The sequence below is a fragment of the Halotalea alkalilenta genome (genome assembly GCF_001648175.1).
GTDB classification, from domain to species: Bacteria; Pseudomonadota; Gammaproteobacteria; order Pseudomonadales; family Halomonadaceae; genus Halotalea; species Halotalea alkalilenta_A.
Map to the genome: position 1 here is coordinate 3,018,297 of NZ_CP015243.1, position 26,657 is coordinate 3,044,953.

The following is a 26,657-nucleotide window of genomic DNA, read 5'->3' on the forward strand; positions in this document are numbered from 1 at the left end:
GTCATATCTCCTAACGAATCGCGAGAATCGTATCGAGCAGGTTGGTGGCGGTCTGAATCACCTGCGCATTGGCCTGGTAGAAGCGCTGGTACTGGGCCAGCCGCACCGCCTCCTCGTTGAGGTCCACGCCGCTGATCGACTGCATCGCACCGCTCAGCTCACTGGTCAGGCTCTGCTGGGTCGAGAGGCGTGCCTCCACGTTGGCCGCCGAGGTGCCGACCCTGGAGACCATGGCGGCATACTGATCACCGAAACGCTCGCTATCCTGCAGATCGGCGATCGCGCGCATCCGGCTGCCATCGAGCACACCGCCCTCTCCGGTGATCAGATCGTCGGCATCGGTGACCTCGAGCGTCAGCCGCCCGACGTCACCTTCCTGCTGCGGGGCCTGATAGCCAAAAAGCGGCGCCGAATAGGCTTCCTCGACGCTGTCGGCGAAGTCCCTCATCAGCCCATCCAATCCGCTGCGCGCTTCAGCCAAAGCGCCCTGGTTGAACTCGTTCAACCCGCCCAGGGTACCTCCCTGGACCCGCTGCCATGCATCTTCAGGAACCGCGACCGTACGCTCGCCGAGCACCAGCGCGGTGCCATCGGCGAGCGAGAGATTGTAGAGGCCGTCCTGCTCGAACACCCGCACCTCTGCAAGCTCGCTGAGGTCGCTGACCAGCTGATCACGCTGGTCGAGCAGTTCGTTGGGTTCGCTGCCGGTCTGGGCACGAACGCGGACGATCTGCTTGTTGAGTTCGGCAAGCCGCGCCGCACCATCCTCAATCTGCCCCTGGGTGGACGCGAGCTGCTTATCGACAGTGGTGGAAATCTCGTCGAGCTGGCTGGCATAGGCGTTGAAACGACTGACCAGCGCCTCGGCGTCGCCGATCAGCGCCTGGCGCGAGGAGCTCGAACTCGGCGCGTCGGCGAGCGAGGCGCTCGCGGAGAAGAAGTCGTTGAGGCTCTGATCGAGCCCGCCGCTGCCATAGAGCGACTCAAGCGTAGCGAGCGAGCTGCTCTGAGCCTGCAGCGAGGCCTGGCGCGACAGCGCCGCGTTCAACTGCTCGCCGATCGCCCGCGAATAGTCACGCCCGATACCGCTGATCGATACTCCCGAACCGCCCCCGAAACCGCTGGAGAGCAGGGCGTTCTGGCGGCTGTAGCCAGGGGCATCGACATTGGCGATGTTGTTGCTCGACGCGTTCAGCTGGGCCTGCGCTGCACGCAGCCCGCTGCTGCCAATGGAGTAGAGGTTGCTCATCGTATCCGGGTCTTCGTCGGTCGCGGCGGTGCACCGCGGGAATGATTGCCTGTTCAAGCTATCGGCCACGCGAGGAGAAGCTTGAGCATCCAATCCCGCATTGGCCTTGGAGATCGGACCAGGTCAGAACAGCGCCGTAGGGTTGCGCGCGAGATCGCCCAGTGCATCGAGCGGTGTCGCTCGGCCGGTCGCGCTGCCGCTCGCCCAGCCGTGCTCGAGCGAAGCCGGCAGCTGACGGAGGATACTGATCAGCTTGTCGGCGTAGTCCGGATCGGTGGCATAGCCGCCGGCCTGCAACTGGCGGGCGCCCTCTTCGCTGCTGGCTCCTTTGATCCCGGCATAGCGCGGGCTCTCGGTTAGAAGCCGCGCGTAATCCTCGAGCGACTGCTCGATCGAGGCGTAGCTGCGAAAACGCTCTTCGCGCTTCACCATGGCGCCGCCTTCGAATTCGTGGGTAGTCGCCAGCGTACTGTCGCCCTGCCAGCCACCCGTGGCTTTGATCCCAAACAGGTTATGGCTGCTCTCGCCGTTTCCGTTGTCGGCCACCGACCGCCCCCAGCCGGTTTCGAGTGCGGCCTGGGCAAGAATCAGCCGCGCCGGAATACCGCTACTCTCGGCCACGCGCAGCGCCGGACCCGCAAGGCGGTCGAGAAACGCCTGGACGTGGGGCGCCACCTCGCCGAGCAATCGATCGAGCCGGTCCTGGATGCCGGCGTCGGTCGCTTGCATCTGCGCGCCCTGCCTGGTGCTGGCGAGCTCGGGAGGAATCCGCCAAGGCACACCGCTCTCGCCCAGCGCGGCCTGGTCGTCGCGGGTAGCGACTGCTTCGCCGCGACGGGCGGAGAGCTGCTCGACCAGCAGATCGGCAAGCCCAATGCCCTTTCCCGCCAGCGCCTGGGCGAACTGCTGATCGCGCATGGAACCAAGCGTATCCAATGCGGGACTCTGGACCAGATCGCCCTTGGGAATCGCCTCGCGCATGCTCTTCAGCATCATGTTGAGAAACAGCGCCTCGAACTGCTGCGCCACCGGACGCAGGCCGGCGCCCTGCTCCGCGCTCTCGGCGCGGCGAATCCTGCTCAAGCCGTTGACGTCGAGGGCGAAGCCCGTGGTCGAATCCAGGCTCATCAGATCACCTCCAGCTCGGCTTGCAGCGACCCCGAGGCCTTGAGCGCCTCGAGAATCGAGATCAGGTCACCAGGTGTGGCACCGAGCAGGTTCAGCGCGTTGACCACATCGAGCAGGTCGGGGCTCGCATTGAGCATCTGCAGCGCACCGCCCTGCTGCTGCATGGTGATGTTGGCATTCGGCACCACCGCGGTCTGGCCGCCGCCGAACGGATTGGGCTGGCTGACGATGGGCTGCGCATCGATCACGATCGAGAGGCTGCCGTGCGCCACCGCGGCGCGGCGCAGCCTGACGTCGGAGTTCATCACCACCGAGCCGGTGCGAGCGTTGATCGTCACTTTGGGCGACGGTGCCGCGGATTCCATCCGGATGTTCTGCACCTGCGAGATGAAGGCGACCCGCGCGGAAGGGTCGGTCGGGGCCTGCAGCATCAGCGTGCGCCCATCGATCGCCGAGGCCACGTTGCGACCGAAATAGCCGTTGATCGCATTCATCGCGGTGGTGGCGGTAGTGAAGTCGGCACGTTTGAGGTCGAGCCCGAGCAGCCCGTCGCTGCCGAGATCCAGCGGCACCCCTCGTTCGATCGTGGCACCGTTCGGGATACGTCCGGCCGAGAGCTGGTTGACGGTGATGCTCGAGCCCGCGGCCTGGGCGCCGGCGCCGCCGATCACCAGATTGCCCTGGGCCAGCGCATAGACCTGGCCGTCCGCGCCCTTGAGCGGGGTCATCAGCAGCGTGCCGCCGCGCAGGCTGCGCGCGGTGCCCACCGATGAGACGGTGACGTCGATCTGCTGGCCGGGGCTCGCGAACGCCGGCAGCTGGGCGGTGACCATCGCCGCGGCGACGTTGCGCAACTGCATGTTGACCCCGGACGGCACGGTGATGCCGAGCTCGGACATCATGTTGTTGAGGGTCTGGGCGGTGAACGGTGTCTGGGTGGTCTGGTCACCGGTGTTGTCGAGACCGACCACCAGCCCATAACCGATGATGGCGTTGTCGCGCACCCCTTGGATGGTGGCGATGTCGCCGATCCGCTCGGCCGCCGCGCTGCCGGGAAGCGCGCTCGCAAGTACTGCGGACAGCGCCAGCACGAAAGGGAAAAACGAGCGAACGAATCGTACGGGCTGTGGCATGGGTCTGCTCAGAACGGTGAGATATTGAGGAAAAAGCGCTGCAGCCAACCCATGCGCTGCGCTTCGTCGATGTAGCCATCGCCGTAGTACTCCAGGCGCGCATCGGCGACCTGGCTCGACTGCACGGTGTTGGCTGAGGTGATGAAGCGCGGGTTGATCACCCCGGAGAAGCGGATGTACTCGGTGCCCTGGTTGATCCCTATCTGCTTTTCGCCACTGACCCTGAAGTTGCCGTTGGGCAGCAGTTCGAGCACCGTGGTGGTGATCGTGCCGGTGAACACGTTGTTAGCGCTCGCCCCGCCGCCGCCGGAGAAGGTGTTGGTCCCGGTGATGTCGGTATCCTGCCCGTTGAGCAGCCCGCCGGTGAGCCGCGGCACGGCGGTGAGCTCGAGCCCCACTGAGCCGGTGCGATTGGCATTGGCCGCCGAGTTCCTGGTCGCGCTGACGTTTTCGTTCAGCACGATGGTGAGAATGTCGCCGACCCCACGCGGGCGGCGGTCCTCGAACAGCGGCCGGGTGTAGTTGGCCTGGTAGATCGAGCCATTGGCGATCGGCATCGGCGCCGGCTGCGGTGGCGAGCTGGTCGGGCCTTGGACCACGTTCTGTCGCGGCACGTAGGCACAGGCCCCGAGCGCGAGCGCCAGCAGCGCGATCGCCAGTCGCCGATGCATCATCCTCACAGCTGGGTCAGCCTCGCGAGCATCTGATCAGACGTGCTCACCGCTCTGGAGTTGATCTCATAGGCGCGCTGGGTCTCGATCATCGCGACCATCTCCTCGACCACGTTGACGTTCGAGGTCTCGACGTAGCTCTGGTAGAGCACGCCCGCGCCGTTGAGCCCCGGCTCGCTGTCGTTGGCCGCGCCCGAGGCTTCGGTCTCGAGATAGAGGTTGTCGCCGATGCTCTGCAATCCGGTCGGGTTGACGAACATCGACAGCTGCAGCTGGCCGACCTGGACGTTGGCGGTGGTTCCCGGCTGGGTCACCGTGACCGCGCCGTCCCTCGCCACGCTGACCGACAGCGCGTTGGGTGGGATCACGATCGCGGGCTGGAGCGGATAGCCGCTGGCGGTCACCATCTGCCCGTTCTGGTCGACCTGAAACGAGCCGTCGCGGGTGTAGCCAAGCGTACCGTCGGGCATCTGCACGGCGAAGAAGCCCTGGCCGTTGATCGCCAGGTCCTTCGAGTTACCGGTCTCCTCGAGGTTGCCCTGGGTATGGATGCGCTCGGTGGCGACGGTGCGCACCCCGGTTCCGAGCTGCAACCCCGATGGCAGGTTGGTCTGGTTGGAGGAGAGCGCGCCGGGCTGGCGCATGTTCTGGTAGAGCAGATCCTGGAACACCGCGCGCGAGCGCTTGAAACCGTTGGTGCCGACGTTGGCCAGGTTGTTGGCGGTCACGTCGAGCTGGGTCTGCTGGGCCTCGAGCCCGGTCTTTGCGATCCACAGGGAGCGAATCATCGAATCAATCCTCGGTCGAGAGCCTGCCCGGCTCAGCCATTGCTGGGCCCGAGCAGGGCGTTGGCACGGTTGGCATTGTCATCAGCGGTGGAGATCGCCTTCATGTTCAGCTCGAAGCGGCGAGCATTGGTGATCATCGCCATCATCGCGTCGACCGCGGAGACGTTGCTCGCCTCGAGCGCGCCGCTGACCAGCCGTACCGTTTCTGAAAGCGGTGCCGCCTGGGGCTCTCCCTGGGCGTTGGCGGCCAGAGCGAAGAGCCCATCCTCACCGCGTGCGAGACTGGCGGGGTCAGGGTCGACCAGCTTGATCCTGCCGACTTCGGCGATGGTCGCGGGCGGATCACCCAGCCCAAGCGCGGAGACGGTGCCGTCGGCTGCGATCTCGACCCTTGAACCAGGAGGGATGACCAGCGGATTGCCGTCCTCGCCATGAACCGGGCGCCCACTGCCCGTGACCAGCATGCCGAAATCGTCGAGCTGCAAGCCGCCGTCGCGGGTGTAGGCCTCGCTGCCATCCTCGCGCCCCACCGCCAGCCAGCCGGCGCCATCGATGGCAATATCGAGGCCGCGCCCAGTGGTCCTGAGTTCGCCTGCCTCGAGCTTCATGCCCGGTGTGGTCATCACCGTCGCCACTCGGGTCGACACGCCCTCCCCGGCTTCATCGCGCACCGGCAAGGCGCGAAACGCCGACAGCTGGGCACGAAAACCGGTGGTCGATACGTTGGCCATGTTGTTGCTGGCCACCGACTGCTGGGCGAGGGACTGCTTGGCGCCCGAAAGCGCGGTGTAGATCATCCGGTCCATCGAAGAGCTCCGTTAACCGCGGGATCAGCGCATGCTGATCAGGGTCTGCATGATCTGGTCCTGGGTTTGGATCGTCTGCGAGTTGGCCTGATAGTTGCGCTGCGCGATGATCATCGACACCAGCTGCTCCGACAGATCGACATTGGAACTCTCCAGGGCGCCGGCCAGGAGGCTGCCGAGCTGGCCACTGCCCACGGCACCGACCAGAGCCTGCCCCGACTCGACGGTTTCGCGCCATGCGTTGTCGCCGGTCGATTCCAGCCCCTGGGGGTTGCGGAAATCAGCCAGTGCGATACGACCGAGGGTCTCGGTCTGGTTGTTCGAATAGCGCCCGATCAGCAGGCCGTCTTCACTGACACTGACCCCGATCAAGTCTCCCGCGGCGTAGCCGTCCTGCTCGATGGAGGTATTGGCGAAGTCACGGGCGTACTGGGTGGTCCCGGTGAGATCGAGGGCGACCGTCATGTCGTTGGCGCCGGTGCCGGGAGCACCGATGTTCAGGGAGAGCGGCATTTCGCTGGTCAGGGCACCCGCGCCGTCGAAGGTCATTTGCTGAGCAAACAAGGCCTCGCCGTCTGCGCTCTCACCCAGCTGGATCTGCTCGCCATTGAGCGAGGCGCTGAGCTGCCAGGCGTTGGCAGGCACGGCGGGGACGGCATCAGCGTCTTCGGCCAGTTTGGTGAAGGTCAGCTGTACGGCATGGGCGTTGCCCAGCGAATCGTAGACCGTCATGCTGCTGGTACTGCTGCTGCCGGCAGCCGTGCTGGCATCGAGGTTGTAGACCGCGCCCGCGGTGGTGGTCGCCTGGGCCGCGCTCGAGGCGTTGTCGACCTGCAGCGCGATCGGGTCGCCGCCGGCGCTATCGCCAGCGTAGCCAGTCAACCGCCCGCCGGTGGCATTGACCAGATAGCCCTGGTTGTCGACGTTGAACTGGCCGTTGCGCGAATAGACGACTTCATTGCCCTGTTCGAGGCGGAAGAAGCCATTGCCGTTGATCGCCAGATCCAGGGTACGGTCGGTCTGCTCGATCGCACCCGAGCCGAAGCTCTGGGTGACGCCGGCGACGCGCGTGCCCATGCCCGCCATCGCTCCGGCGTACATGTCGGCGAACTCTGCGCGCGAGGATTTGAAACCCACCGTCTGCGAGTTGGCGATGTTGTTGCCGATCACATCGAGGCTGACGGATGCGGACTTGAGGCCACTGACGCCTTGTGAAAATGCCATGTGCGGACCGCCTCCCTGGCGGGTTGAGGAAATTGAGACACCGGGACGCCCTCTTTCGGACGAGCCTCCCGGGCGAAGCAAATCAATCAGAGAATCTGGTAGATCTCGTCGAGCGCGGCGTCGCCCGCAGTGCCGAGATCGAGCCTCGATGCACCACTACCGGCGGTGATCACACCGCTGACGTAGGCATAGTTGAGCGCGGTGACGGTCACCGCCTGCCCATCGCTCGACGCGCTGATCACCACCCGATAGCTGCCAGCCTCGGCCACGCCGCCGCTCGCGGTGCTGCCATCCCAGCTGAGCGAATGCACGCCGGTCGGCTGGGCACCCAGGTCGTAGGCCTGCACCTCCTGGCCGGCGGCATCGAGAATCGAGACCCGAACATCGCTCGCGGCGCTGTCGAGGCTGAACCCGAACGGCGTGGTGACCGCTTCGCCGTCCGCCTCGCCGACCACGATCCTGTCGCCCTCGACCAACACTCCACGGCCGATCAGCGAGCTGGCCTGCAGCCGCTGGCTGGCGTCGATCTGACTGGTCACCGAGCTGAGCGTTTGATTGAGTTCCTGGATCCCGCTGACGGTGTTGATCTGCGCCAGCTGCGAGGTGAGATCGGCATTGCTGGTGGGATTCAGCGGGTCCTGGTTCTGCATCTGTGCGATCAGCAGGGTGAGAAACTGCGTAGAGAGCTCCGCCGCAGAGTCGGTGCCGGTCTGGCTACTGCCCGCACTGGCGTTGATGTTGGCGAGGGTGGCGTCACCGATGACCATTCAAGCAGCGCTCCTGAGACGAAGTGAAAGGGTTCGCATTGCCGCTCATCCCTGGCCGAGCGACAGAGTCATGCTGACCAGGCTTCTTTGGGTATTGAGCACCTCGAGATTGGCCTGGTAGGAGCGCGAAGCGGAGATCATGTTGACCATCTCGTCGCTCGGGTCGACGTTGGGCATCTCGATGTAGCCCTCCTCGTCGGCGAGCGGGCTGGAGGGGTCGAACTCACGGCGCAGAGGGCTCTGGTCCTCGATCACCCGTGCCACCCGCACGCCACCGACCGCCGCGCCGGGAGCCGCGTCGAGCTCGAACACCACCTGACGAGCACGATAGGGCCGGCCATCGGGACCAGCGACGCTATCGGCGTTGGCCAGATTGCTGGCGATCGCGTTCATCCGCTGAGACTGGGCGGTCAAGGCGGATCCGGCGATGGAGAAGATCGAAGAAAACGACATCGGAAAGCTCCTGGCGGTCACTCCGCCTGCATGACGGTGTTGAGGCCTCTGATCTTGCTGTTGAGCAGCCCGAGGGTGGACTCTATGTGCTGGCTGTTATCGGCGAAATTGAGCCGTTCGAGATCCATATCGACGGTGTTGCCGTCGAGACTGGGCTGGGCCGGGATCCGATAGGCGAGATCCAGCTCGGCACCGACGCTGGAAGAGGCCGGAATGTGCGCGGACGAGGTGAGTTGGAGCGAAAGGCTCCGCGCTCCCGCCTGGCTCATCGCGCTGTCCAGCGCCTGCTTGAAGTCGAAGTCCCGTGCCTTGTAGTGAGGGGTATCGGCATTGGCGATGTTCGCCGACAGCACTTCCTGGCGACGACTGCGCAAGTCGAGCGCGCCCTGCAGGAAAGAGAAGGATTCATTGAGCCGATCGATCACGTGGTGTTCTCCCCAGCGGATTCGAAACGCAGGGCGCGCAGGTGTCGCAGCGCCCATGGCGACATAGGAGCAGGATAGAGCGCCGCTCGCATCGGCGGTCGACGGAAAAGCCGTTCGTTTCGCGGCTATTTCCTCGTTTGGGGAAACGATCGAGCGCTTAGAATGCTACTCGAAGTGCGCAGCCCCCCGAGCCCAGTTCCAAGAGCCAGCCATGTCGCCACCGCGCTTCATCACTCCTCTTCTTCTTTGCGCCGCGCTAATGCTTTGTCCCGCCATCGCACAGGCGGCGCAGACTCGCGCCGAGTTGGCCGCGGCGCGAACCCTGCTGGAGCAGCGGCTGGCAGCAGTGCCTGGGCGCGTCGAGATCGAGCTCCGCGCCCCGCAGGCGACGCTGCCCGAGTGCCTCGAGCCGGAGGCTTTCATTCCCGGCAACCCCAATCTCATCGGCCAGCTCACCGTCGGCGTACGCTGCGTGTCGCCTAGCGGCGCGACCACCACCCGCTACCTGCGGGCAATGCTGCGACGCTTCGCCCCCTACTGGGTGGCCGACCGCGACATCGACGCCGGAGCTCTGCTGAGCCTGAGTGATCTGGAGCGGCGCGAAGGGGATCTCAGCCAGCTGCCGGGCCGGCTGGTCACCGACCCCGCCCAGCTGATCGGCCAGCAGACGGTACGCCGGATCAATCGTGGTACCGCCTTGTTGGAGGGCATGACCCGCGCGCCCAGCGTGATCCAGCGCAATGACCGGGTCGAGGTGCGCGCCGAGGGAAACGGCTTCACCATCCTCACCGAGGGCGTCGCCCTCGAGGACGCGGCGCTCGAGCAGCGCTTGCGTGTTCGCTTGGCCTCGGGCAGCGTAGTGGGTGTCACCGCAAGCGGTGCCAACAGCGCCACGCTGTCGCGATGACGGGTGGCGCCGGGAACGCTCTTTCGTCCGCGATACTGTCAGGCGAAGCTAAAGTTAACTCCCCAATGGCCGATGAAGCTGTTCGTGTTATGGGGACGAGGCGACGGGCAGCATGTACCGGCACGCCCATTCCAAGACAGCATTCTCAGGAGTAAAGCGCGTGAAAATCGACCCGCGTCAAGGGCTGCGGCCTTCGACGGCACCCACCGAGATCGGTGTGCATCGCCCGCCCACGTCAGCCTCGGATGCCGAGCGCGCCGAAGGCGTCACCGCCCTGCACCATGCGGGCACGGTGCAGGACACAACCCAGGACGTCGACGTCCAGCGGGTCAACGAGCTACGCCAGCTGATCAGCGAGGGGCAGTTCGAGATCGATACCGATCGCATCGCCGACGGCCTGATCACCGACGTGCGCAGCTTCGTTCAAGAGTGACCGCTGAGATGGACAACGACATCGACGCGCTCTCGGCGCTGCTCACTGCGCAGGAGACGGACCTGCGGGCGCTCAATGCACTGCTGGAGGAGGAGCGCGCCGGACTTCCCTCCCTCTCGGCCACCCCGCTCGAGCACTTCGAACGACTACGAGAAGCCAAGGTGCACCAACTGGCCAAGCTCGAACGAAACGAGCAGGCACGACGGGCGCTGCTACGCAGCCAGGGCTATCCGCACGGTGATCGCACCGATACCGACGCCTGCGTGGCACTCTTCGGCCTCGAGCCCCAGTGGCGGCGCCTGCTCGCCGAACTCGAACGCGCGCGCCGCCTTAACGCCCAGCTCGCGGGGCTGGTCGAGGAGCTATCCGACTTCAACGCCCACCGCCTGGCCTGGGCGCAACGCCAGCACGGCGAATCGCTCTACGATGCCCACGGCCGCCGCTCGACGATGCCGCCGCCGAATAGCGGGGAGCCGAATAGATAATCCCGGCCGGCCCGCGCTTGGCTCGAGGCGCCTTCGCGCTCCCGGGCTCGCCGAAGATAGGCGCGGGCTGCGCAGCTAGGAATCGGGGTGATACTCCACCGTCAGCGACAGCTCACCGCTCGCCGCCATGCTCGCCCTCCTCCCTCCCGCCTTTGCGGCCTGCCTCTGCAGCTCGAAGTAAAAACCCGCGCCGGCCGGCAGGCCGGCGAAAGCGACGCTGGCGCCGCTCGACGAGGGTAGCGTGACGCAGCGGCTTCGCTGGCACAGCCTGGCGAGCACTGGAACTTCCCCGTAGTCCACCCGCCAGCGCATGCGAGTGACGCGCCCCTTCGCCCCTTCGCCCAATACCGGGCTGCGCGCGGTGGCGCCAGGTGCTCCGAGCATGGGAGCTGCGAGCTGGGTCGACCAGCTCGCGCCCGCCGCGAACGAGCCCGGAGACAGCGCCATCGACACCGTCGCCAGGAAGATGGCGCCCAGCCACCCGCCGCCCCTACTGGCCACCAACGAATACCTCGACCTTGAGCGTGCGGTCATCGGGAATCTCTGCCTGGGACATCACCACCAGCCGCTCGAGACGTCGCCGCAGGAAACGCGATAGCAGCGGCCGAAGCGGGTGCGCCACCACCATCACCGGCGCCAACCCGCGTCCCTCTTGATGGTCGATCGCCGCCTGGGCCTGCGCGAGCAACACATCGGCAAGCCCCGGCTCGAGGCCACCTCCGTTGTTGAGTGCCTGCCCCAGCAGTTTCTCGAGCCCGAACTCGAGACCTATGACCTCGAGAGTGCTGGAAGCGCCGAACCACTGCTGGGTAATGGCGCGGCCCAGTGCGATTCGCACCAGGGCGTTGAGTTCGAACGGATCGGTGGTAGTGGATGCATGCTCGGCCAGGGTCGCAAGGATGGTGCGCATGTCGCGGATCGGCACCTCCTCGGCGAGCAGCAGTTGGAGGACCCGGTTGATCACGCCGACGCCGAGCGGCTGCGGTACCACTTCATCGACCAGCGGTTTCGCCGACTCTCCCACCCTGTCGAGCAGCTGCTGGGTCTCCTGACGACCCAGCAGTTCGCTGGCATGTCGACCGAGCAGATGGTTGAGATGGGTGGCGATCACCGTGCTGGCATCCACCACGGTGTAGCCAAGCACCTGCGCGCGATCGCGCAGCTCGGCGGAGATCCACACCGCCTCGAGGCCGAAGGCCGGCTCTCGCGTCGGCCGCCCTTCGAGCGAACCGCTGACACCGCCGGGATCGATGGCCAGGAAGCTGCCAGGCCAGGCCTCGCCCGTGCCGATCTCGACCCCGTTCAGCGTGATCCGATAGCCCTGCGGCGCGAGGCCAAGGTCGTCGCGAATATGGACGACCGGGGGAAGAAAGCCCAAGTCCTGGGCGAACTTCTTACGCACACCCTTGATCCGCCCGAGGAGTTCACCGCCCTGGCTCCGATCGACCAGCGGAATCAATCTATAGCCTACCTCGAGACCCAAGGGATCGATCAGCGCGACGTCCTCCCAGCTGGCATCGAGCGTCTGGTCGTCTTCAGGCCGCGCCACGGGCTCTGCCTGCTCAGGCGCCTCGGGGCGGCGCATCAGGTACCAGCCGAGACCACCTAGCATCGCGGTGAAGAAAAGGAACACCAGGTTGGGCATGCCCGGCACCATGCCCAGCAGCCCGAGCACGCCGGCGGAGAGCAGCAGCACCCGCGGATTGGTGAACAGTTGCCCGATCAGCTGGCTGCCGACGTCCTGCTCGGTACGCACACGGGATACCGTCACCCCGGCGGCGGTGGAGATCACCAGCGCGGGGATCTGGGCGACCAGACCGTCGCCGATGGTCAAAAGCGTGTAGGCGTGGGCTGCGTCGGAGACCGACATGCCGTGCTGGCCAACGCCGACGATCAGCCCACCGACGATGTTGACCACCATGATCAGGATGCCGGCGATCGCATCGCCGCGAACGAACTTGCTCGCACCGTCCATCGAACCGAAGAAATCAGCTTCCTGGGTGACCTCCGCGCGCCGAGCGCGAGCGGTCTTTTCATCGATCAAGCCGGCATTGAGGTCAGCGTCGATCGCCATCTGCTTGCCCGGCATCGCATCGAGGATGAAACGCGCGCCGACTTCGGCGATACGTCCCGCCCCCTTGGTGATGACCATGAAGTTGATCAGCACCAGGATGACGAAGACCACCAGGCCGACGGCGAAGTTGCCACCGACGAGAAAGTCGGCGAATGCCTCGATCACCCGCCCCGCGGCATCGCTACCCTCATGGCCGTGCATCAGGATCACCCGGGTGGAAGCGACGTTGAGCGACAGCCTGAGCAAGGTGGTGAACAGCAGTACCGCCGGGAAGGCGGCGAAATCGAGCGGCCGAGTGGTGAACATGGCGACCAGCAGCACCATGATCGACAGCGCGATGTTGAAGGTGAACAGCAAATCCAGCGCGACGGGAGGCAGCGGCAGCACCATCATCGCCAGGATGAGGATGATCAGCACCGGGCCGGCGAGAATCTTGAGCGAAGCGCCGGAGGCGAAGCCGCGTTCTCTGGATAGGGTAGCGAGGGGCTTCATCGGTCAGCGCTTCCTGGCATGGAGGGGTCGGGGTCGACGCTGAGCGCCGGGGGAATGGGCAGGTCGACGGGGGCCGTGGGAGGCGCCTCGCCCTCGCGCGCGGCGAGCGCCAGCCGGTGGACCCAGGCCAGCACCTCGGCCACCGCGGCATAGAGCCCAGCGGGAATTTCACGCTCCAGGTCGCAATGACGATAGAGCGCACGCGCCAGCGGCGGCGCCTCGAGCAGCGGCACTCGATGCTCCCCCGCCACCGCCCGGATCCTGGCCGCGATCTCGTCGGCCCCCTTGGCCACCAGCCGGGGAGCCGCCATGCCCGCTTCGTAGCGCAGCGCCACCGCATAGTGGCTGGGGTTGGTGATCACCACGCTGGCCTTGGGTACCTCGCTCATCATCCGCCGCCCCGCGACCGCCTGCTGCTGCTGGCGAATCCGCGCCTTTAGATGGGGATCGCCCTCGCTTTCCTTATGTTCGCGGCGTATCTCATCGCGGCTCATGCGCAGCTTGCGATGATGGCTGAAGAGCTGATACGGAACGTCGATCAGCACGACGATGATGAACGCGAGCAGGATCAGCACCGAACACATCGCGACCAGCCCCAACGCATCCGCGATCGCCGAGCCGATCGACTGCTGCGCCAACCCGAGCAGCGCCTGGCGTTGATAGCCGATGAACAACCAAGCGACACAGGCGATAAGAACCGTCTTCGCCACCGCCTTGGCGAGCTCGGCGAGCGCCTGGTGGGAGAAGATGCGCTTGAACCCCTTGAGCGGGTTGAGCCGCTTGGGATCGGGAGAGAGCGACTTGGCCGACATCAACCAGCCGCCCAGAGCCAGCGGCGCGATGAGCGCCGCGATCGCCAACGCCCCCAAGACCGGCGCCAGCGCCAATCCGGCCTGGATCAGCAGCCCCCCGACGTGCCGCATGGCAAGGGAAGGGTCGAAGACCAACGCATGGTCGAAGCGCAATCCCTCAGTGACCGCCACCCCCATACGATCGAACATCCACGGGGCGAGAAACCACATCGAAGCGACGCCAGTGACCAGCACCATGAAAGTGGAGAGCTCGCGGGAACGGGCAATCTGGCCATCCTCGCGCGCCTTGTCGAGCCGCCTTGGAGTGGCCTGTTCGGTCTTTTCCTGATCGTTCTCTTCCGCCATCGAATGCTGCCGCTTCGCGCAGCGCCGCGCGCGCCGCCTCTTTTCGATCCTGCGATCATAGAAGCAGCGAGAACGCACGCATTGGCCGAACAAAACACCCAACGATGGGCTATTCGAGCGATAGGGCCTCACACCCACCCGAGCGAGAACGGATAATTCCCACCCCTTCGCCCCGAGGGTGGGCAACGAGCATCGAGGGATCGGACGGCGGCGCCGAGGCCGTGGTTCGAGACGCTCGTTCCTCGCTCCTTTCCATGAACCCCCTCCGAGTTCTCCTCGACAGGGGGATGATCAGGGGGGAGATTGGGCGGTCGTCATATCGTTCTTCCTCAACTTTCAGGCAGAAGCATTTTGAGCTTCAGTCTGGATAGGCGTCACGGAGAACCCGAGCTGCTTGGCGAGTCGACGCATGGAACGTTGTTTGGTTTCCAGCGCCTGTGCCTCGTAGTACTGGAGTCCGTGTTCGACATAGTCCAATCCTTTGACCATGACGCGCCAGAACAGCGCCGCGAGTTTGCGCGCCAGGGCGATATTGGCGATCAATCCACCTCGGCGACCCGCCATCCGACGGTAAAAACCGCCCAGCGCAATGTGTTTGCTGCGGGCGAGGCTGCGGGCCATGACGCAAAACAGGCGCCCAGCACGATTACGCCTGCGCTTGGCCGAGCGTTGGCGCTTACCGCTCTGATGACTCCCGGGGGCCAGCCCGGCCCAAGCGGTGAAGTGTTTCTCGGTCGGCCACTGGGTCAGGTCGGTTCCCACTTCACCTATGAGTTGCAGGACGCTGTAGTCCGTATGGGCGGGAAGCACGGTGAGATCATTGCCTCCACACAGAGCCACCAGCATCGGATGCAGGTCATCGATCTGGGGTGCATTGGCACCGCCTCGCTTGTGCGCCTTGGACGGCGGCGACGTCGGAGGATCGACGTCGATCGAACGGAGCACCGCTTCGATCTGTTGGTCGCAAGCCCTGATCAAACGCTGGTAGTGCTCCCAGCTTTCCAGCGCCTGGCGCAACGCGAACAGATGCTCCTCGGCCCAGGTCCCTTGCAGAGAGGCTTTGATCCGTTCGGCCTTCTGCTGGCGGATCTGCACGTCGCACAAAGCCAGCAGTCGCTCAGGATCGCGTTCACCCTCGAGCATCGACCGGATCACCGCCATGCCGCTGCGGCCCACCAGGTTGCTGATGACATCGTGCAATTTGATGTTCATCCGCTCCAAGGCCTTCTGCAGATGCTGCACATGCCCTGCGGCCAGCGTGATGTGGTCCTGACGCAATCGCAGGTAATCCTGCAAGCGCCGGATCTCGGCTGGGGGCACGAAGCCTGCCCGCAAGAGTCCGTGCGCGTGCAACGTCGCTCCCCACTGGCAATCCTTCATATCCGTCTTGCGACCCGGCAGATTGCGGGTGTGCTTACCGTTGACCATCAGCACCTGTAGCTTCGCGGCTTCCAGCACGCTGTACAGAGGCAGCCAGTAGATCCCCGTGGCCTCCATGGCCACCGACTTCACCTTCTGCGACAACAGCCAGTCACGTAGCTCATGCAGCTGTGCCGTGAACGTGCCGAAGACCTTCGGCTCCCCCCCGGCAATCGACACATACATCTGCTCGCTGCCGACATCCACGAAGGCTGCCAATGGATCCAATACCGGTAAGTGGGCCATCTCATAGCTCCTGGGAACGGGTCGATGGAGAAAGGGTTACCGCAAGCCCGGTCGTGTTCTGGGAAGACAAATCTTTCCAACGGGAAGCCAGGCTCACCATAATGCGCAGCAGCCCACGACCAGAGCCATTCTCACCACCGGGCACCCGGCACCAAAAGACATGCGGCCACGCTGCTTGCGGCAACACAGCCATGCTACTCGGGTTCAAGGTCCATGCGCAGTGCCATCGCGATGGCACAGGAGGCTCACCACGAACGGACTGGGAGGCTCGTTCCTCGCCGGCTATCCGACCATCCCGAGTAAGCGAAGCGAGTCGAAGGACACGAACGGATCAATAAACCCGTTCGTCCCGAGCGGCGTTCCTACACGCCAAGACATCGGTTCAATGCGACAGTTGGGAACGCCAGTCGAGGGATCGAGCAGCGGCGACGAGGCCGTGGTTCGAGACGCTCGTTCCTCGCTCCTCACCACGAACGGACTGGGAGACTCGTTCCTCGCCGGCTATCCGAGCATCCTGAGCGAGCGAAGCGAGTCGAAGGACACGAACGGACTGAGTGGCTCGTCCCTCGCCGGCTATCCGAGCATCCTGAGCGAGCGAAGCGAGTCGAAGGACACGAACGGGCTGGGTGGCTCGTCCCTCGCCGGCTATCCGAGCATCTCCAACAAGAAGCACGACGAGAGACACGAACGATCAGGGTTTCAGAAGCCGAGGCTGTCCAGCAGGTCGTCGACCTGGCTCTGGTTGCTGGCGACGTCGTCCCTACGCGTGGGATTGAGCTGCGGGCCCTCGAGATCTTCTTCCTTCGGGCTCGGCTTGGTGTCACCACTGCGTTCGGGCATGTAGTCGAGCAGCACCTGGATCAGCTCGCTCTCAAGCGTTCGCATGCTCTCCACCATCCGCATGACCATCTGGCCACTGAGATCCTGGAACTCCTGGGCCATGACCACTTCGAGCAGCCGCTGGCTGGTCGCGTCGGTATCCGCTGGCACATTGCCTAGATAGCGGCGGGTGTCGTTGACCAGGTGTTTGGCCTGCTCGCTGTCCAGCGGCGCGTCGAACCACTGCTGCCAGCGCTCGTCGAGCAACTTGGCCTGCCGGCCGAGACGATCCTGCAGCGGCTGGGCGGCTTCGATCGCGTTGAGCGAGCGGTTGGCGGCGTTCTCCATGGCGCTCGAGATGTAGTGGAGCCGATCGCAAACGTCGGGAATCGCTTCGGCGGCATGCTCGACGTGCTGATCAAGCCCGAGCCCCTTGAGACTCTCATGCAGTGAACGCGCAAGCCGCCCGATCCGATCGAGAAGCTCCTCTTCGTCTACGTCACTCTGTTGTTGCGCGCCACGACGCTTGGCGCCCTTGTCAGCCCTAGTGCTCATCGCTTCCTCCTGCACGTATCCCTTCCAGCCGGCTCTACCACACCCGCGTCATTTTTCGAGCTTGGCGAATATCTTGTTGAGCTTTTCCTCGAGCGTGCCCGCGGTGAAAGGCTTCACCACATAGCCGTTGGCTCCCGCCTGCGCCGCGGCGATGATGTTCTCTTTGCGCGCCTCGGCGGTGACCATCAGCACCGGCAGGGAAGCGAGCGCAGGGTCGGCGCGGATCTGCTTGAGCATCTCCAGGCCATCGAGGTTGGGCATGTTCCAGTCCGAAACGACGAAGTCGAAGCCTCCCGCGCGCAGCCGCTCGAGCGCCTGCTGCCCATCTTCGGCCTCTTCGACGTTCTGGTAGCCGAGCTCCTTGAGTAGATTGCGCACGATGCGCCGCATAGTGGGAAAATCATCCACTACCAGGAAGTTGATTTGCTTGTCGGCCATGGGTATCTCCTTACCGCAGCCAGATGGAGGTCGAACCGGTCATCAATGTCGCCGTACCGCCCGCCGGTTCGGGCGCTGGCCTAACCAATCAGTCGAGCACGCCGCGCTCGGGCGGCTCGAGCAAAGCGCCGGCGATCGATCCTATCGGCAGTACGCGGGCGATCGCGCCGCATGCCGCGGCTTCCCGCGGCATGCCGTAGACCACCGAGCTCGCCTCGTCCTGGCCGATCGTCATCGCCCCCTTTCGGCGCAGCGCGAGCATCTCGCGCGCGCCATCGCGCCCCATACCGGTCAAGATCACCGCGCACAGGCTCGGGCCGGCGAAACGCTTGAGCGACTCGAACATCGAGTCGACAGAGGGCCGATGCCGATTCACCGGCTCGCCGTCGTCGAGCGCCAAGTGCCAATGATCTGCGGTGCCGAGCACGCGCAGATGATGGCTGCCCGGCGCGATGTAGACGGTTCCAGCCCGCAGCGGCTCCCCATGCTCCGCTTCCTTGACGTGGAGTCGACATAGCCGGTCGAGCCGCTCGGCGAACGAGTGGGTGAATCCAGCGGGCATGTGCTGGGTGATCACGATCGGCGGCATATCGGCCGGCAGCGGTTCTAGCACTTGCCGGATCGCTTCGGTACCGCCTGTGGAGGCACCAATCGCGATCAGCCGGAAGCCGGCGCCCGCACGTCGCGTCAGCATCGGGCTCGCCTGCCCGCCCACATGCAGACGGCGCGGTTTGGACTGCGCCGCTGCGCGCAGTTTGTCCGCCACCCGTTGGGCGTAGTGCTCCATGCCCTCGCCGCGCGAGCTGCCGGGCTTGGCGACGAAGTCGACCGCGCCCAGCTCGAGTGCCCGAAGCGTGATCTCCGACCCCCGCTGGGTCAGCGTCGAGACCATCACGACCGGCATCGGCCGCAGCCGCATCAAACGCTCGAGGAAGTCGAGCCCGTCCATGTGCGGCATCTCGACGTCGAGCGTGATCACATCCGGCGTATGACGCTTGATCAGGTCCCGCGCGACCAGTGGATCAGGCGCTGTCGCGACCATCTCCATATCCGGTTCGGCATTGACCATATCGGTCAGCAGGCGCCGCATCAGCGCCGAGTCATCCACCGCCAGCACGCGGATTTTCCGCCCGTCTTCCTGCTTCACCCCTTCGCCATTCATGGCGCCTCCCTTCTTGCACCTGGCTCGATTAAACCGGTGACGGTGACCTGATCGATCTTTCCTTCACGTACGCCCAAACGCCGCACCCTCACCCGCCCAGACTCGGTATCGAACAGCACCCTGCGTGCTTGCCGGCCTTCCAGATCGCTCGCGACCAGCCGAAGGCCGTGGGCCGCGACGAATGCCTCCCCGCAGCGGGCGTTCAGCTCGCCCACCCTCAATACCGACTGAGCGACGCCGGTCAATCCTGAAGCGCCTCCGAACAGCTTGGCTTCGAGCCGTTCGGGCCGGGCCCCGGCGCGTACCATCGTCGCGATCAGCACCGCGCAGGAGGTATTGCCATAGCGCATGCCATGCGCACGCTTCACCGCCATCGGTGCATCGCCCGGGAGCAGGAAATGGTTCATCGCCGCCACCTTGGTCACCGGGTCGAACAGGCACAGCGCAACGCATGAGCCCAGTACGGTGCACAACGCCTCGCCAGCGACGCTGACGTAATACTCACCGGGCAGCAGCTTGACCGCGGCCGCGTTGACCAGCGGCTCGTAGTAGCGATGCGTGGCCCGCCATCCCTCGAGCTCGACGCCCTCGATCGCCCCGGAGAGCCGTCTCAAGACGCCACTCGCTGGTAGATCGTGTTGCGGGTCAGGCGCAGCGCCTGGGTCTGGCGGCTGAAATTCTCCGAATGACCGGCGAAGAACAGCCCCCCCGGCACCAGCCGCTGGGCGAACCGCTCGAGCAGCCGGGTCTGCGCTTCGCGATCGAAATAGATCATGATGTTGCGGCAGAAGATCGCATCGAACCCTTCATCGATCCCCCACTGCGGCTCCATCAGATTGAGCCTTCGGTACTCGATCATGCCCAGCAGCTCGGGGCGCGCCTTGGCCCAGCCGGATCGCTCGCCGGTGCCACGCAGGAAGAAGCGCCGCAGCCGCGCCTCGCCCATCGCCTGCGCTGCGGCAAGCGGGTAGACCCCGGCCCTGGCACGCTCCAGCGCCTGGGTATCGATGTCGGTTGCCAGCAGGCGCGAGCGGGAGGCCGATTCGCCGAGCGTCTCGCACAGCGTCATCGCGATCGACAGCGGCTCCTCTCCGGTCGAGCTGGCGCAGCACCAGATCCGCGGCGGGCGACCCAAGCCGCGCACATGGTCGGCCAGCAAGGGAAAGTGGGCCGGCTCGCGAAAGAAGGCGGTCAGATTGGTGGTCAGCGCATTGACGAAGTACTCCCACTCCTCGGCGTCGGCACGCTCGAGCAGCGCCAAGTAACTGTCGAAGCGCGCCAGCCCCAGCGCCCTCAACCGCTTGGCGAGCCGCGAGTAGGCCATCTCGCGCTTGTGCGGGGCCAGGGAGATGCCCGCCCGACGCCTGATGTAGTCACGGATGCGCTCGAAGTCCTCATCGCTCATCACCAGATCCCGGGTCACGGACTCCGTCGCACCCACTCCCCGCGACTGCATGCTCAATGGACCATGTCGGTGGCTGCGACCGCGCCTGTACCCGCGCCAAGGCCGCGGGTAAGACGACGCCCTTTCTGCCTGGCGCCGGCGCGGAAACCGGCGATCGTGGCATCGAGCGCATCGGCCTCGGACTTGAGCTCGCGCCCGGAGATGCCTAGCCTCTCCACCAATGCGACGTTCTGCTGCACCGCACTGTCGACGCTTCGCATCGCATCGCCGACCTGAGTGATACCTTCGCTCTGCTCTTTCGAAACGGAGGAGATCTCGGCAATGATCCGGTTGACCCGCTGGGTCGAATCGACGATCGCGCGCATGGTCTCTCCCGCGGCTGCAGCCTCCTGGCTGCCACCATCGATCTTGGTGCGGGTGTCCTCGACCAGCGAAGCGACACGGCGCGCGGCATCGGCGCTTTTGTTCGCCAGCGCCCGAACCTCGCCGGCCACCACCGCGAAGCCTCGCCCTTGCTCGCCGGCGCGCGCAGCCTCGACCGATGCATTGAGCGCAAGCAGGTTGGTCTGGAAAGCGATCGAGTCGATCATCCCGACGATCTCGCTGATCTGGCGAGAAGACGCACGCACTTCATCCATCGTCGTCACCATCCGCTCGATGTCCCGGCCGCCGCGTTCCACCGTGGTGCTCGCCTGCTCGACCAGGTCATGCGCCTGGCGGGCACGCTCGGCATTCAGCTCTACCGCCTCGGTGAGACGATCGAGACTGGCGCTGGTCTGGCGCATCGATACCAACTCCTCCTGGGTCCGATGCTCCAGCTCGCGACTCCCTGTACTGACAGTCTCGCAGCGCCCGTGCAGGGTCGCCGAGGCGCTATGAACCCCTTCCAACAGGTTGAGCTGGCTCTTGGCCTGGAGCGCCTGGGCGGCGAACAGCCGCCCGAGCTCGTCATCGCCGCGGCTGCCGAACTCGACCAGCAGATCCCCCGCGGCAAGGCGGATGGACATCTCGCGCAGTTGGCGCAACCCGGACAATACCCGCCGCTCCACTCGCCAAATGGCGCAAGCGACCAGCGCGATCGCCGCGCACAGGGCCGCGAAGACGATCCCTGAGGGATGCTCCTGCTGGAAAGCAACGCCCAGCAGCGCCAGCAACAGGAGCATGGCGCCAGCCAAAGGCAGCGTCAGCGATTTGCTCAGGCTGGGCCTGCGCCAGCGCATCAGCCAGCCGAGCACGCCCGGGCGAGCGAAGCCACCATCGCGCACTTTGATGCGCGCGCCGCGCTGGATCGCCGCATAGCCGCGCGCGGCCTGGGATATCTCCTCGATGCTCGGTTTGACGCGAATAGAGGCATAGCCAATGCATCGACCGGCCTCGAACACCGGACTCACATAGGCGCGAACCCAGTAGAAACCGCCGTTCTTGCGCCGATTCTTGACCAGCCCCACCCAGGTACGCCCGGCGCGCAGCGTACGCCAGAAATCGGCGAAAGCGATTCCCGGCATGTCCGGATGGCGAACGATGTTGTGCGGTGCACCGTAGAGCTCATCGATCGAGTAGCCGCTGGCCTCGACGAACGCTTTGTTGGCGTAGACGATGGTGCCGTCCAGGTCGGTTCTGGAGTAGAGGTACTGGCTTTCACCAAGCACGTACTCGCGGCCGTCGGTAGCCTGATGCAGCGCCATGGTCACTCTCCATGATCCTCGGCGCCGCCCCGCTCCATGGCATCGACCAATGCCATTTCGCGGCTGTTCATCAGCCTCTCGATGTCGAGCAGGATCAGCATGCGATCGTCCAGGTCGACCAGGCCTTCGAGATACTCCACCGACATCGCACCGCCGAATTCGGGCGCGGGACGCAGCTGGTCGGGAGAGAGCGAGAGGACGTCCTTGACGTCGTCCACCACCGCGCCGACCACCCGATCGCCGATATTGAGCACGATCACCACCGTGCGGTGATCGTATTCGACGCTCTCGAGCTCGAACTTGATGCGCAAATCGACGATCGGCACGATCACTCCACGCAGGTTGGTAACGCCCTTGATGAAAGGAGGCGTTCCCGCGATCCGGGTGATGTTGTCGTAGCCGCGGATCTCCTGCACGCGAAGGATATCGATCGCGTACTCCTCATCACCGAGCCGGAAGCTCAAGTACTCCTTGCGAGCGGCAGCGGCATCCCTAGCACTGGGCTTGAGCGTCGAGGCGATGTTCATCAGATCTCTACTCCTGAGACGATGGATGGCTGAGAGGAAATGGCTTGGACAGGGGCTGGCGGCGTATCGCCCGGCAACCCTTCATGCTGCAGGGCGGCGAGCATCGGCAGGTCGAGAATCAGCGCGACCGTACCGTCACCGAGAATGGTTGCCGCGGCGACACCGGGTACCCGGCGATAGTGGGTCTCCAGGCTCTTCACCACGACCTGCCGCTGGCCGATCAGACGATCGACCAGCAGCACGTAGCGGGCCCGGTCGGCTTCGACCACCACGCCGATCGCCTTGCCGAGATCGCGCTCGGCCCCGGGGACATGGAACAGTCCGCCGAGTTCGATCAGCGGCAGGTAGTCTCCTCGAATCGGTACTACCCGCCCGCCGCCTGGCAGCCGCTTGAGTGAGTTCGGGTCGAGCTGTATCGACTCGGCGATCGCACTCAGCGGCAGGATGAAGGTCTCATTGCCGACCTCGGTCAACATTCCATCGAGGATCGCAAGCGTCAGCGGCAGTACTATCCGGGTGGTGGTGCCCTGCCCCGGCGTCGAGAAGAGAGATACGCTCCCTCCCATGCCGACGATGTTGCGGCGCACGACATCCATGCCGACTCCGCGGCCGGAGAGATCGGTCACCTCGACGGCGGTGGAGAAACCCGGTGCGAAGATCAGATCCCATACCGCCTCGTCACTCATCGCGGGATTGATCTCGAGCCCGTTCGAGCGCGCCTTGGCGAGGATTCTCTCCCGGTTCAACCCGGCGCCGTCGTCGGCGACCTCAATCACGATGTTGCCAGCCTGATGAGCCGCCGACAGGAGTAGCCTCCCACACTCGGGCTTGCCGTCGGCGAGCCGCTGCTCGGGCAGTTCGACGCCATGATCGAGGCTGTTGCGTACCAGGTGCGTGAGCGGGTCGACGATGCCCTCGATCAAGCCCTTGTCGAGCTCGACATCGTGACCCCGGGTCTCGAGTTCGACCTGCTTGCCCAGCTTGCCGGCCATGTCATGGACCAGACGCGGGAAGCGGTTGAACACTGAATCGATCGGCAGCATGCGCACCGACATCACCGCTTCCTGCAGGTCGCGGACATTGCGCTGCAGCAGACTGGTGCCGCGCATCAAATCCTCGTGGGCCCTGGAGTCGAGCGAGGCCGCGGCCTGCTCGAGCGTCGCCTGGGTAATCACCAGCTCGCCGACTAGGTTGAGGATCTGGTCGATCTTCTCGGTGGAGACCCGCAGGGTAGAACTTTGCTCGCTGCGCCGGGCGGGAGCGGCGGCACGCTCTCGCGGCATCTCCTTGGCAGCGGCGGAGGGGGCGGATGCCTGCGGCGCCTTCTTGATGGACTCGACGGGCTCGACCGGCTCGACGGGCGTAAGGGATATCTGCTCGGGTTCGAGCACGAAGCAGAGCACGCTGGAGATATCGTCGATGCTCGATTGGGTCGCAAGCGTAGCGCTCATCACCCCGTTCTCGACGCTGACCTCGCCAAGCTCGCCGAACAGGCCAAGCTCCTCGCAGATCCCCTCCGCGCTTTCGTCATCCACTCCTTGCAGGCGTACCGCGAGCCGCATCGTGTCGCCGGCATGCTGGGCGGTATCGGTCGGCTGGGCGGAATCTTCCCGTACGGTCTCGGCCGAGCTTCCCTTGGCGGGCATCGTGGCGGCGAGATCGGTGAGCAGGCCAGTGGCGCGTGCCATCGCGCCCTCGTCGGGCGCTTCTCCCCGGCGATGGAAGGCGAGCATTCCAAGCAGCGAATCCCGCACCTCGAGCATCAGGTCGATGCTCGCGGGGCTTAGCGCCAGGCTCCCCTGGCGGACGCCATCGAGCAGATTCTCGAGACCGTGGGTCGTACGCTGCAGGGCGGTGAAGTCGAACGTCGACGCGCCTCCTTTGATCGAGTGCGCCGCGCGAAAGATCGCCGCCACCGTCTCGGGGTCCGGCCGTTCGACGTCAAGGCCGAGAAGCAGCGCCTCCATGTCGTCGAGAAGCTCCTGCGCTTCGTCGAAGAAGGTGTCGTGAAAGGAAGAAAACTCCATGCTGATCACCTGTACAGGATGGTGGACCCCGGATCGATACACGAACCGGGGACGGGATACGCGGGAAACCCCGCCCGGGTCAGCGCAATGGGCGAGGCTGCGCGACCATATCGGAAGCCAATGAAAGAGGTTGCTGCTGATCGAGCTGCAGTTGCTCCGGGGTGAGGCCCTCTCCCCGCTCGATGGTGCGCCGCTCGCCATCGATCGAGGCACGGGCCTGCTCGCTGAGGAGCACGATGCTGATCCGACGATTGATCGGATCGTGGGAGATGGACGAAAGATTCATCGTCGCCGCCATACCGGTCACTCTCAGCAGCTGCGGCTCCGGCAGCCCAACGCGCATCAGCTCCCGCCGCGACGCATTGGCGCGCTCGGTGGACAGCTCCCAGTTACCGTATCCGGCCGGCCCCGACGCATAGGGCAGGTCATCGGTATGCCCGGTCAGCGTGATACCGTGCGGTGCCTCGGCCAGCAGCGGCGCCAGTCCATCGAGCACCCGCCTCATCCGCGGCGTGATCTCCGCGCTGCCGAGCTGGAACATCGGCGACTGCGTACCATCGATGATCTGGATGCGAATGCCCTGGTCGATCACCTCGACCAGCAGCTGCTCACCCAGCGCGGACAGCGCCGGGTCCTGCTGTATCACCGTGGTCAATCGCGCCAAGGCCCGCCGAGTGGCCGGGTCGAGCCGACGAGCGTCGTCGCCGTCCGTCTTCACTCGGCTGACCAGCGCCACCTCCCCGCTGAGATGGATCGGGTCGTCTCCGCCGCCCGGGATGACGCTGGGACTCATCGCACTGCGCTCGCCCCCTGCCAGGGAGGTCGTCAGCGGCGTACGGAAGTACTCGTTGATACCCTCCAGCTGGGCGGCGCTGACGCCGGAGAGCAGCCACATCACCAGAAAGAACGCCATCATCGCGGTCATGAAGTCGGCATAGGCGATCTTCCAGCTGCCATGGCTGCCGTGAGCCTGCTTGCCACGACGAATGATCTTTCGTCGAGGCGCGCTCACAGCCGCTCCTGGCGCGCTGCGCCGCGAACGTCACGCACCTGGCGGTCGAGCTCCTCGAACGAGGGGCGCTCGGAGGAGAAAAGCGCCTTACGGCCGAACTCCACCGAAATCTGCGGCGCGTAACCGCTCAGGTGCGCCAGCATCGTCACCTTGACGCACTGCAGCAGCTTGATCGCCTCGGAGACCTGATGACGCGCACGCGTGGCCAGCGGCGCGACGAAGCCATAGGCGACCAGGATGCCGAGGAAGGTACCGACCATGGCATGGGCAATCAGCGGGCCAAGCTGGTCGGGTTCGAGCCCTTCGGTACCCAGCGCATGGACCACGCCCATCACCGCGGCAACGATACCGAAGGCGGGCATGCCATCGGCCACCATGGCGAGGCTGTTGGCGGGAATCTCGGCCTCGTGTTCGAAAGTCTCGATCTCATGGTCCATCAACGCCTCGATCTCGGCGACATCCATGTTGCCGCTGAGCATCAGGCGCAGGTAGTCGAGGATGAAGTCGAGCACCAGGGGGTCGTCTCTCAATTGGGGGTAGCGCGCGAACAGCTCGCTCTCGCCTGGAGATTCGATATCGGCCTCAAGCGCCATGATCCCCTCCTGCCGAGCCTTGGAGAGAATCTCGTAGAGCAGCGCCATCAACGCCATGCAGGTGGGCTTGTCGTAGCGGGTGCTGCGGCGAAGCTTCGGCAGGGTCGCGAGGGTGGCCTTGATGCCTTTGCCATTGTTGCTGGCGATGAAGGCACCGAAGCCCGCACCGAAGATGATGATGAACTCGACCGGTTGGAACAGGACGCTCAGATGGCCTCCCGCGAGCATGAAGCCGCCGAAGACCGAAACCAGGATGGCGATGAAGCCAAGCAATATGAGCACGAAGGGGTCCACCGCTTACTGATGAGTTCAACCCCCTCTATCGGCAGGTGCGGTGTGATCTTTAGCGTTGCTTTCAAAACCCGCTGGAGTCCTTCGACCCGCTGCGAGCGCCCAGGATGCTCGGATAGCCGGCGAGTCGAACCACGGCCCCGGCGCCGCTGCACGATCCCTCGATGCTCGTTCCTCGCCCTCGGGACGAACGGGCTTATTTGATTCGTTCGTGGTGAGCCTCCTGTGCCATCGCGATGGCACTGCGCATGGACCTTGAACCCGAGTAGCATGGCTGTGTTGCCGC

The 26,657-nt window shown here is 65.1% G+C and carries 27 protein-coding genes; 3 read left to right on the forward strand and 24 right to left on the reverse strand.

The features are described from left to right. Positions 1-10: 10 nt before the first annotated feature. The 10 genes from flgK to flgB all read right to left on the reverse strand — a co-directional run bounded on the left by flgK (position 11) and on the right by flgB (position 8,644). On the reverse strand, positions 11-1,249 hold the full coding sequence (gene flgK / locus A5892_RS13560; RefSeq protein WP_064123253.1) for a flagellar hook-associated protein FlgK: 1,239 nt from the start codon (positions 1,247-1,249) through the stop codon (positions 11-13). A 123-nt stretch (positions 1,250-1,372) separates the two neighbouring features. Further along, positions 1,373-2,377, reverse strand: coding sequence for a flagellar assembly peptidoglycan hydrolase FlgJ (gene flgJ / locus A5892_RS13565; protein ID WP_064123254.1), 1,005 nt, complete (start codon positions 2,375-2,377; stop codon positions 1,373-1,375). After that, positions 2,377-3,510 carry a flagellar basal body P-ring protein FlgI gene (locus A5892_RS13570; protein ID WP_064123255.1) on the reverse strand — a complete coding sequence of 378 codons (1,134 nt, stop codon included), beginning with the start codon at positions 3,508-3,510 and terminating at the stop codon, positions 2,377-2,379. Before A5892_RS13570 ends, flgJ begins: the two co-directional genes overlap by 1 nt. 8 nt (positions 3,511-3,518) lie before the next feature. Beyond that, positions 3,519-4,181, reverse strand: coding sequence for a flagellar basal body L-ring protein FlgH (locus tag A5892_RS13575; protein ID WP_082890627.1), 663 nt, complete (start codon positions 4,179-4,181; stop codon positions 3,519-3,521). A gap of 5 nt (positions 4,182-4,186) precedes the next feature. Continuing rightward, positions 4,187-4,969 carry a flagellar basal-body rod protein FlgG gene (flgG, locus tag A5892_RS13580; RefSeq protein WP_064123257.1) on the reverse strand — a complete coding sequence of 261 codons (783 nt, stop codon included), beginning with the start codon at positions 4,967-4,969 and terminating at the stop codon, positions 4,187-4,189. A gap of 32 nt (positions 4,970-5,001) precedes the next feature. Next, positions 5,002-5,775 (reverse strand): flagellar basal-body rod protein FlgF, encoded by a 774-nt coding sequence (flgF, locus tag A5892_RS13585; RefSeq protein ID WP_064123258.1) that lies wholly within the window; start codon positions 5,773-5,775, stop codon positions 5,002-5,004. A 24-nt stretch (positions 5,776-5,799) separates the two neighbouring features. Then, positions 5,800-6,999, reverse strand: a complete 1,200-nt coding sequence (gene flgE, locus A5892_RS13590) for a flagellar hook protein FlgE (RefSeq protein ID WP_064123259.1) — start codon at positions 6,997-6,999, stop codon at positions 5,800-5,802. A gap of 86 nt (positions 7,000-7,085) precedes the next feature. After that, complete coding sequence (locus A5892_RS13595; protein WP_064123260.1) at positions 7,086-7,766, reverse strand: flagellar hook assembly protein FlgD; 681 nt, start codon at positions 7,764-7,766, stop codon at positions 7,086-7,088. Positions 7,767-7,811: 45 nt separating this feature from the next. After that, a complete protein-coding gene (gene flgC / locus A5892_RS13600; RefSeq protein ID WP_064123261.1) occupies positions 7,812-8,219 on the reverse strand; it encodes a flagellar basal body rod protein FlgC in 408 nt (135 codons plus the stop codon). Between the two features lie 17 nt (positions 8,220-8,236). Further along, complete coding sequence (flgB, locus tag A5892_RS13605) at positions 8,237-8,644, reverse strand: flagellar basal body rod protein FlgB (protein ID WP_064123262.1); 408 nt, start codon at positions 8,642-8,644, stop codon at positions 8,237-8,239. Positions 8,645-8,855: 211 nt separating this feature from the next. Here flgB and flgA point away from each other — a divergent pair, with 211 nt between their 5' ends. The 3 genes from flgA to A5892_RS13620 all read left to right on the forward strand — a co-directional run bounded on the left by flgA (position 8,856) and on the right by A5892_RS13620 (position 10,469). Further along, the gene (flgA, locus tag A5892_RS13610) at positions 8,856-9,551 is read left to right on the forward strand and encodes a flagellar basal body P-ring formation chaperone FlgA (protein ID WP_064123263.1); all 696 of its coding nucleotides are present in this window, start codon (positions 8,856-8,858) and stop codon (positions 9,549-9,551) included. Positions 9,552-9,711: 160 nt separating this feature from the next. Beyond that, positions 9,712-9,984 (forward strand): flagellar biosynthesis anti-sigma factor FlgM, encoded by a 273-nt coding sequence (gene flgM, locus A5892_RS13615; RefSeq protein ID WP_064123264.1) that lies wholly within the window; start codon positions 9,712-9,714, stop codon positions 9,982-9,984. 8 nt (positions 9,985-9,992) lie between these two features. Beyond that, entirely contained in the window at positions 9,993-10,469 is a 477-nt protein-coding gene (locus tag A5892_RS13620; RefSeq protein ID WP_064123265.1) for a flagella synthesis protein FlgN, read from the forward strand. A 75-nt stretch (positions 10,470-10,544) separates the two neighbouring features. Here A5892_RS13620 and A5892_RS13625 read toward each other — a convergent pair whose 3' ends face one another. From A5892_RS13625 to motA, 14 genes are all read right to left on the reverse strand, one after another. Next, entirely contained in the window at positions 10,545-10,970 is a 426-nt protein-coding gene (locus A5892_RS13625) for a flagellar protein FlhE (RefSeq protein WP_190295610.1), read from the reverse strand. Next, on the reverse strand, positions 10,960-13,035 hold the full coding sequence (gene flhA, locus A5892_RS13630) for a flagellar biosynthesis protein FlhA (protein ID WP_064123267.1): 2,076 nt from the start codon (positions 13,033-13,035) through the stop codon (positions 10,960-10,962). Before flhA ends, A5892_RS13625 begins: the two co-directional genes overlap by 11 nt. Next, positions 13,032-14,192: a flagellar biosynthesis protein FlhB gene (gene flhB / locus A5892_RS13635; RefSeq protein WP_064124510.1), complete on the reverse strand. Its 1,161-nt coding sequence runs from the start codon at positions 14,190-14,192 to the stop codon at positions 13,032-13,034. The genes flhA and flhB overlap by 4 nt, the downstream gene beginning before the upstream one ends. A 336-nt stretch (positions 14,193-14,528) precedes the next feature. Then, the gene (locus tag A5892_RS13640; protein ID WP_064121411.1) at positions 14,529-15,857 is read right to left on the reverse strand and encodes an IS110 family transposase; all 1,329 of its coding nucleotides are present in this window, start codon (positions 15,855-15,857) and stop codon (positions 14,529-14,531) included. 699 nt (positions 15,858-16,556) lie between these two features. Beyond that, positions 16,557-17,231 (reverse strand): protein phosphatase CheZ, encoded by a 675-nt coding sequence (gene cheZ / locus A5892_RS13645; RefSeq protein WP_064123268.1) that lies wholly within the window; start codon positions 17,229-17,231, stop codon positions 16,557-16,559. A 48-nt stretch (positions 17,232-17,279) separates the two neighbouring features. Then, entirely contained in the window at positions 17,280-17,669 is a 390-nt protein-coding gene (cheY, locus tag A5892_RS13650) for a chemotaxis response regulator CheY (RefSeq protein ID WP_064123269.1), read from the reverse strand. An 88-nt stretch (positions 17,670-17,757) separates the two neighbouring features. After that, positions 17,758-18,831: a protein-glutamate methylesterase/protein-glutamine glutaminase gene (locus tag A5892_RS13655; RefSeq protein WP_064123270.1), complete on the reverse strand. Its 1,074-nt coding sequence runs from the start codon at positions 18,829-18,831 to the stop codon at positions 17,758-17,760. Next, on the reverse strand, positions 18,828-19,445 hold the full coding sequence (locus A5892_RS13660) for a chemotaxis protein CheD (RefSeq protein WP_064123271.1): 618 nt from the start codon (positions 19,443-19,445) through the stop codon (positions 18,828-18,830). Before A5892_RS13660 ends, A5892_RS13655 begins: the two co-directional genes overlap by 4 nt. Further along, on the reverse strand, positions 19,442-20,236 hold the full coding sequence (locus tag A5892_RS13665) for a CheR family methyltransferase (RefSeq protein ID WP_317627697.1): 795 nt from the start codon (positions 20,234-20,236) through the stop codon (positions 19,442-19,444). Before A5892_RS13665 ends, A5892_RS13660 begins: the two co-directional genes overlap by 4 nt. Positions 20,237-20,289: 53 nt before the next feature. Then, positions 20,290-21,921, reverse strand: a complete 1,632-nt coding sequence (locus A5892_RS13670) for a methyl-accepting chemotaxis protein (protein ID WP_064123273.1) — start codon at positions 21,919-21,921, stop codon at positions 20,290-20,292. A gap of 2 nt (positions 21,922-21,923) precedes the next feature. Further along, entirely contained in the window at positions 21,924-22,448 is a 525-nt protein-coding gene (locus tag A5892_RS13675; RefSeq protein ID WP_043447712.1) for a chemotaxis protein CheW, read from the reverse strand. Beyond that, positions 22,448-24,475 carry a chemotaxis protein CheW gene (locus tag A5892_RS13680; RefSeq protein WP_064123274.1) on the reverse strand — a complete coding sequence of 676 codons (2,028 nt, stop codon included), beginning with the start codon at positions 24,473-24,475 and terminating at the stop codon, positions 22,448-22,450. Before A5892_RS13680 ends, A5892_RS13675 begins: the two co-directional genes overlap by 1 nt. Before the next feature lie 79 nt (positions 24,476-24,554). After that, the gene (motB, locus tag A5892_RS13685) at positions 24,555-25,487 is read right to left on the reverse strand and encodes a flagellar motor protein MotB (RefSeq protein WP_064123275.1); all 933 of its coding nucleotides are present in this window, start codon (positions 25,485-25,487) and stop codon (positions 24,555-24,557) included. Next, positions 25,484-26,362: a flagellar motor stator protein MotA gene (gene motA, locus A5892_RS13690; RefSeq protein WP_064124511.1), complete on the reverse strand. Its 879-nt coding sequence runs from the start codon at positions 26,360-26,362 to the stop codon at positions 25,484-25,486. Before motA ends, motB begins: the two co-directional genes overlap by 4 nt. Positions 26,363-26,657: the final 295 nt, after the last annotated feature.

Bases quoted from the DNA above. Each gene is read 5' to 3' on its own strand.
- flhB (WP_064124510.1), bottom strand. From the start codon at position 14,192: ATGGCGGAAGAGAACGATCAGGAAAAGACCGAACAGGCCACTCCAAGG.
- flgA (WP_064123263.1), top strand. From the start codon at position 8,856: ATGTCGCCACCGCGCTTCATCACTCCTCTTCTTCTTTGCGCCGCGCTA.
- A5892_RS13640 (WP_064121411.1), bottom strand. From the start codon at position 15,857: ATGGCCCACTTACCGGTATTGGATCCATTGGCAGCCTTCGTGGATGTC.
- A5892_RS13595 (WP_064123260.1), bottom strand. From the start codon at position 7,766: ATGGTCATCGGTGACGCCACCCTCGCCAACATCAACGCCAGTGCGGGC.
- A5892_RS13680 (WP_064123274.1), bottom strand. From the start codon at position 24,475: ATGGAGTTTTCTTCCTTTCACGACACCTTCTTCGACGAAGCGCAGGAG.
- flgJ (WP_064123254.1), bottom strand. From the start codon at position 2,377: ATGAGCCTGGATTCGACCACGGGCTTCGCCCTCGACGTCAACGGCTTG.
- A5892_RS13675 (WP_043447712.1), bottom strand. From the start codon at position 22,448: ATGAACATCGCCTCGACGCTCAAGCCCAGTGCTAGGGATGCCGCTGCC.
- flgG (WP_064123257.1), bottom strand. From the start codon at position 4,969: ATGATTCGCTCCCTGTGGATCGCAAAGACCGGGCTCGAGGCCCAGCAG.
- flgK (WP_064123253.1), bottom strand. From the start codon at position 1,249: ATGAGCAACCTCTACTCCATTGGCAGCAGCGGGCTGCGTGCAGCGCAG.
- A5892_RS13620 (WP_064123265.1), top strand. From the start codon at position 9,993: ATGGACAACGACATCGACGCGCTCTCGGCGCTGCTCACTGCGCAGGAG.
- cheY (WP_064123269.1), bottom strand. From the start codon at position 17,669: ATGGCCGACAAGCAAATCAACTTCCTGGTAGTGGATGATTTTCCCACT.
- flgC (WP_064123261.1), bottom strand. From the start codon at position 8,219: ATGTCGTTTTCTTCGATCTTCTCCATCGCCGGATCCGCCTTGACCGCC.
- A5892_RS13570 (WP_064123255.1), bottom strand. From the start codon at position 3,510: ATGCCACAGCCCGTACGATTCGTTCGCTCGTTTTTCCCTTTCGTGCTG.
- A5892_RS13665 (WP_317627697.1), bottom strand. From the start codon at position 20,236: ATGAGCGATGAGGACTTCGAGCGCATCCGTGACTACATCAGGCGTCGG.
- A5892_RS13670 (WP_064123273.1), bottom strand. From the start codon at position 21,921: ATGGCGCTGCATCAGGCTACCGACGGCCGCGAGTACGTGCTTGGTGAA.
- A5892_RS13575 (WP_082890627.1), bottom strand. From the start codon at position 4,181: ATGCATCGGCGACTGGCGATCGCGCTGCTGGCGCTCGCGCTCGGGGCC.
- A5892_RS13655 (WP_064123270.1), bottom strand. From the start codon at position 18,831: ATGAATGGCGAAGGGGTGAAGCAGGAAGACGGGCGGAAAATCCGCGTG.
- cheZ (WP_064123268.1), bottom strand. From the start codon at position 17,231: ATGAGCACTAGGGCTGACAAGGGCGCCAAGCGTCGTGGCGCGCAACAA.
- flhA (WP_064123267.1), bottom strand. From the start codon at position 13,035: ATGAAGCCCCTCGCTACCCTATCCAGAGAACGCGGCTTCGCCTCCGGC.
- flgE (WP_064123259.1), bottom strand. From the start codon at position 6,999: ATGGCATTTTCACAAGGCGTCAGTGGCCTCAAGTCCGCATCCGTCAGC.
- flgF (WP_064123258.1), bottom strand. From the start codon at position 5,775: ATGGACCGGATGATCTACACCGCGCTTTCGGGCGCCAAGCAGTCCCTC.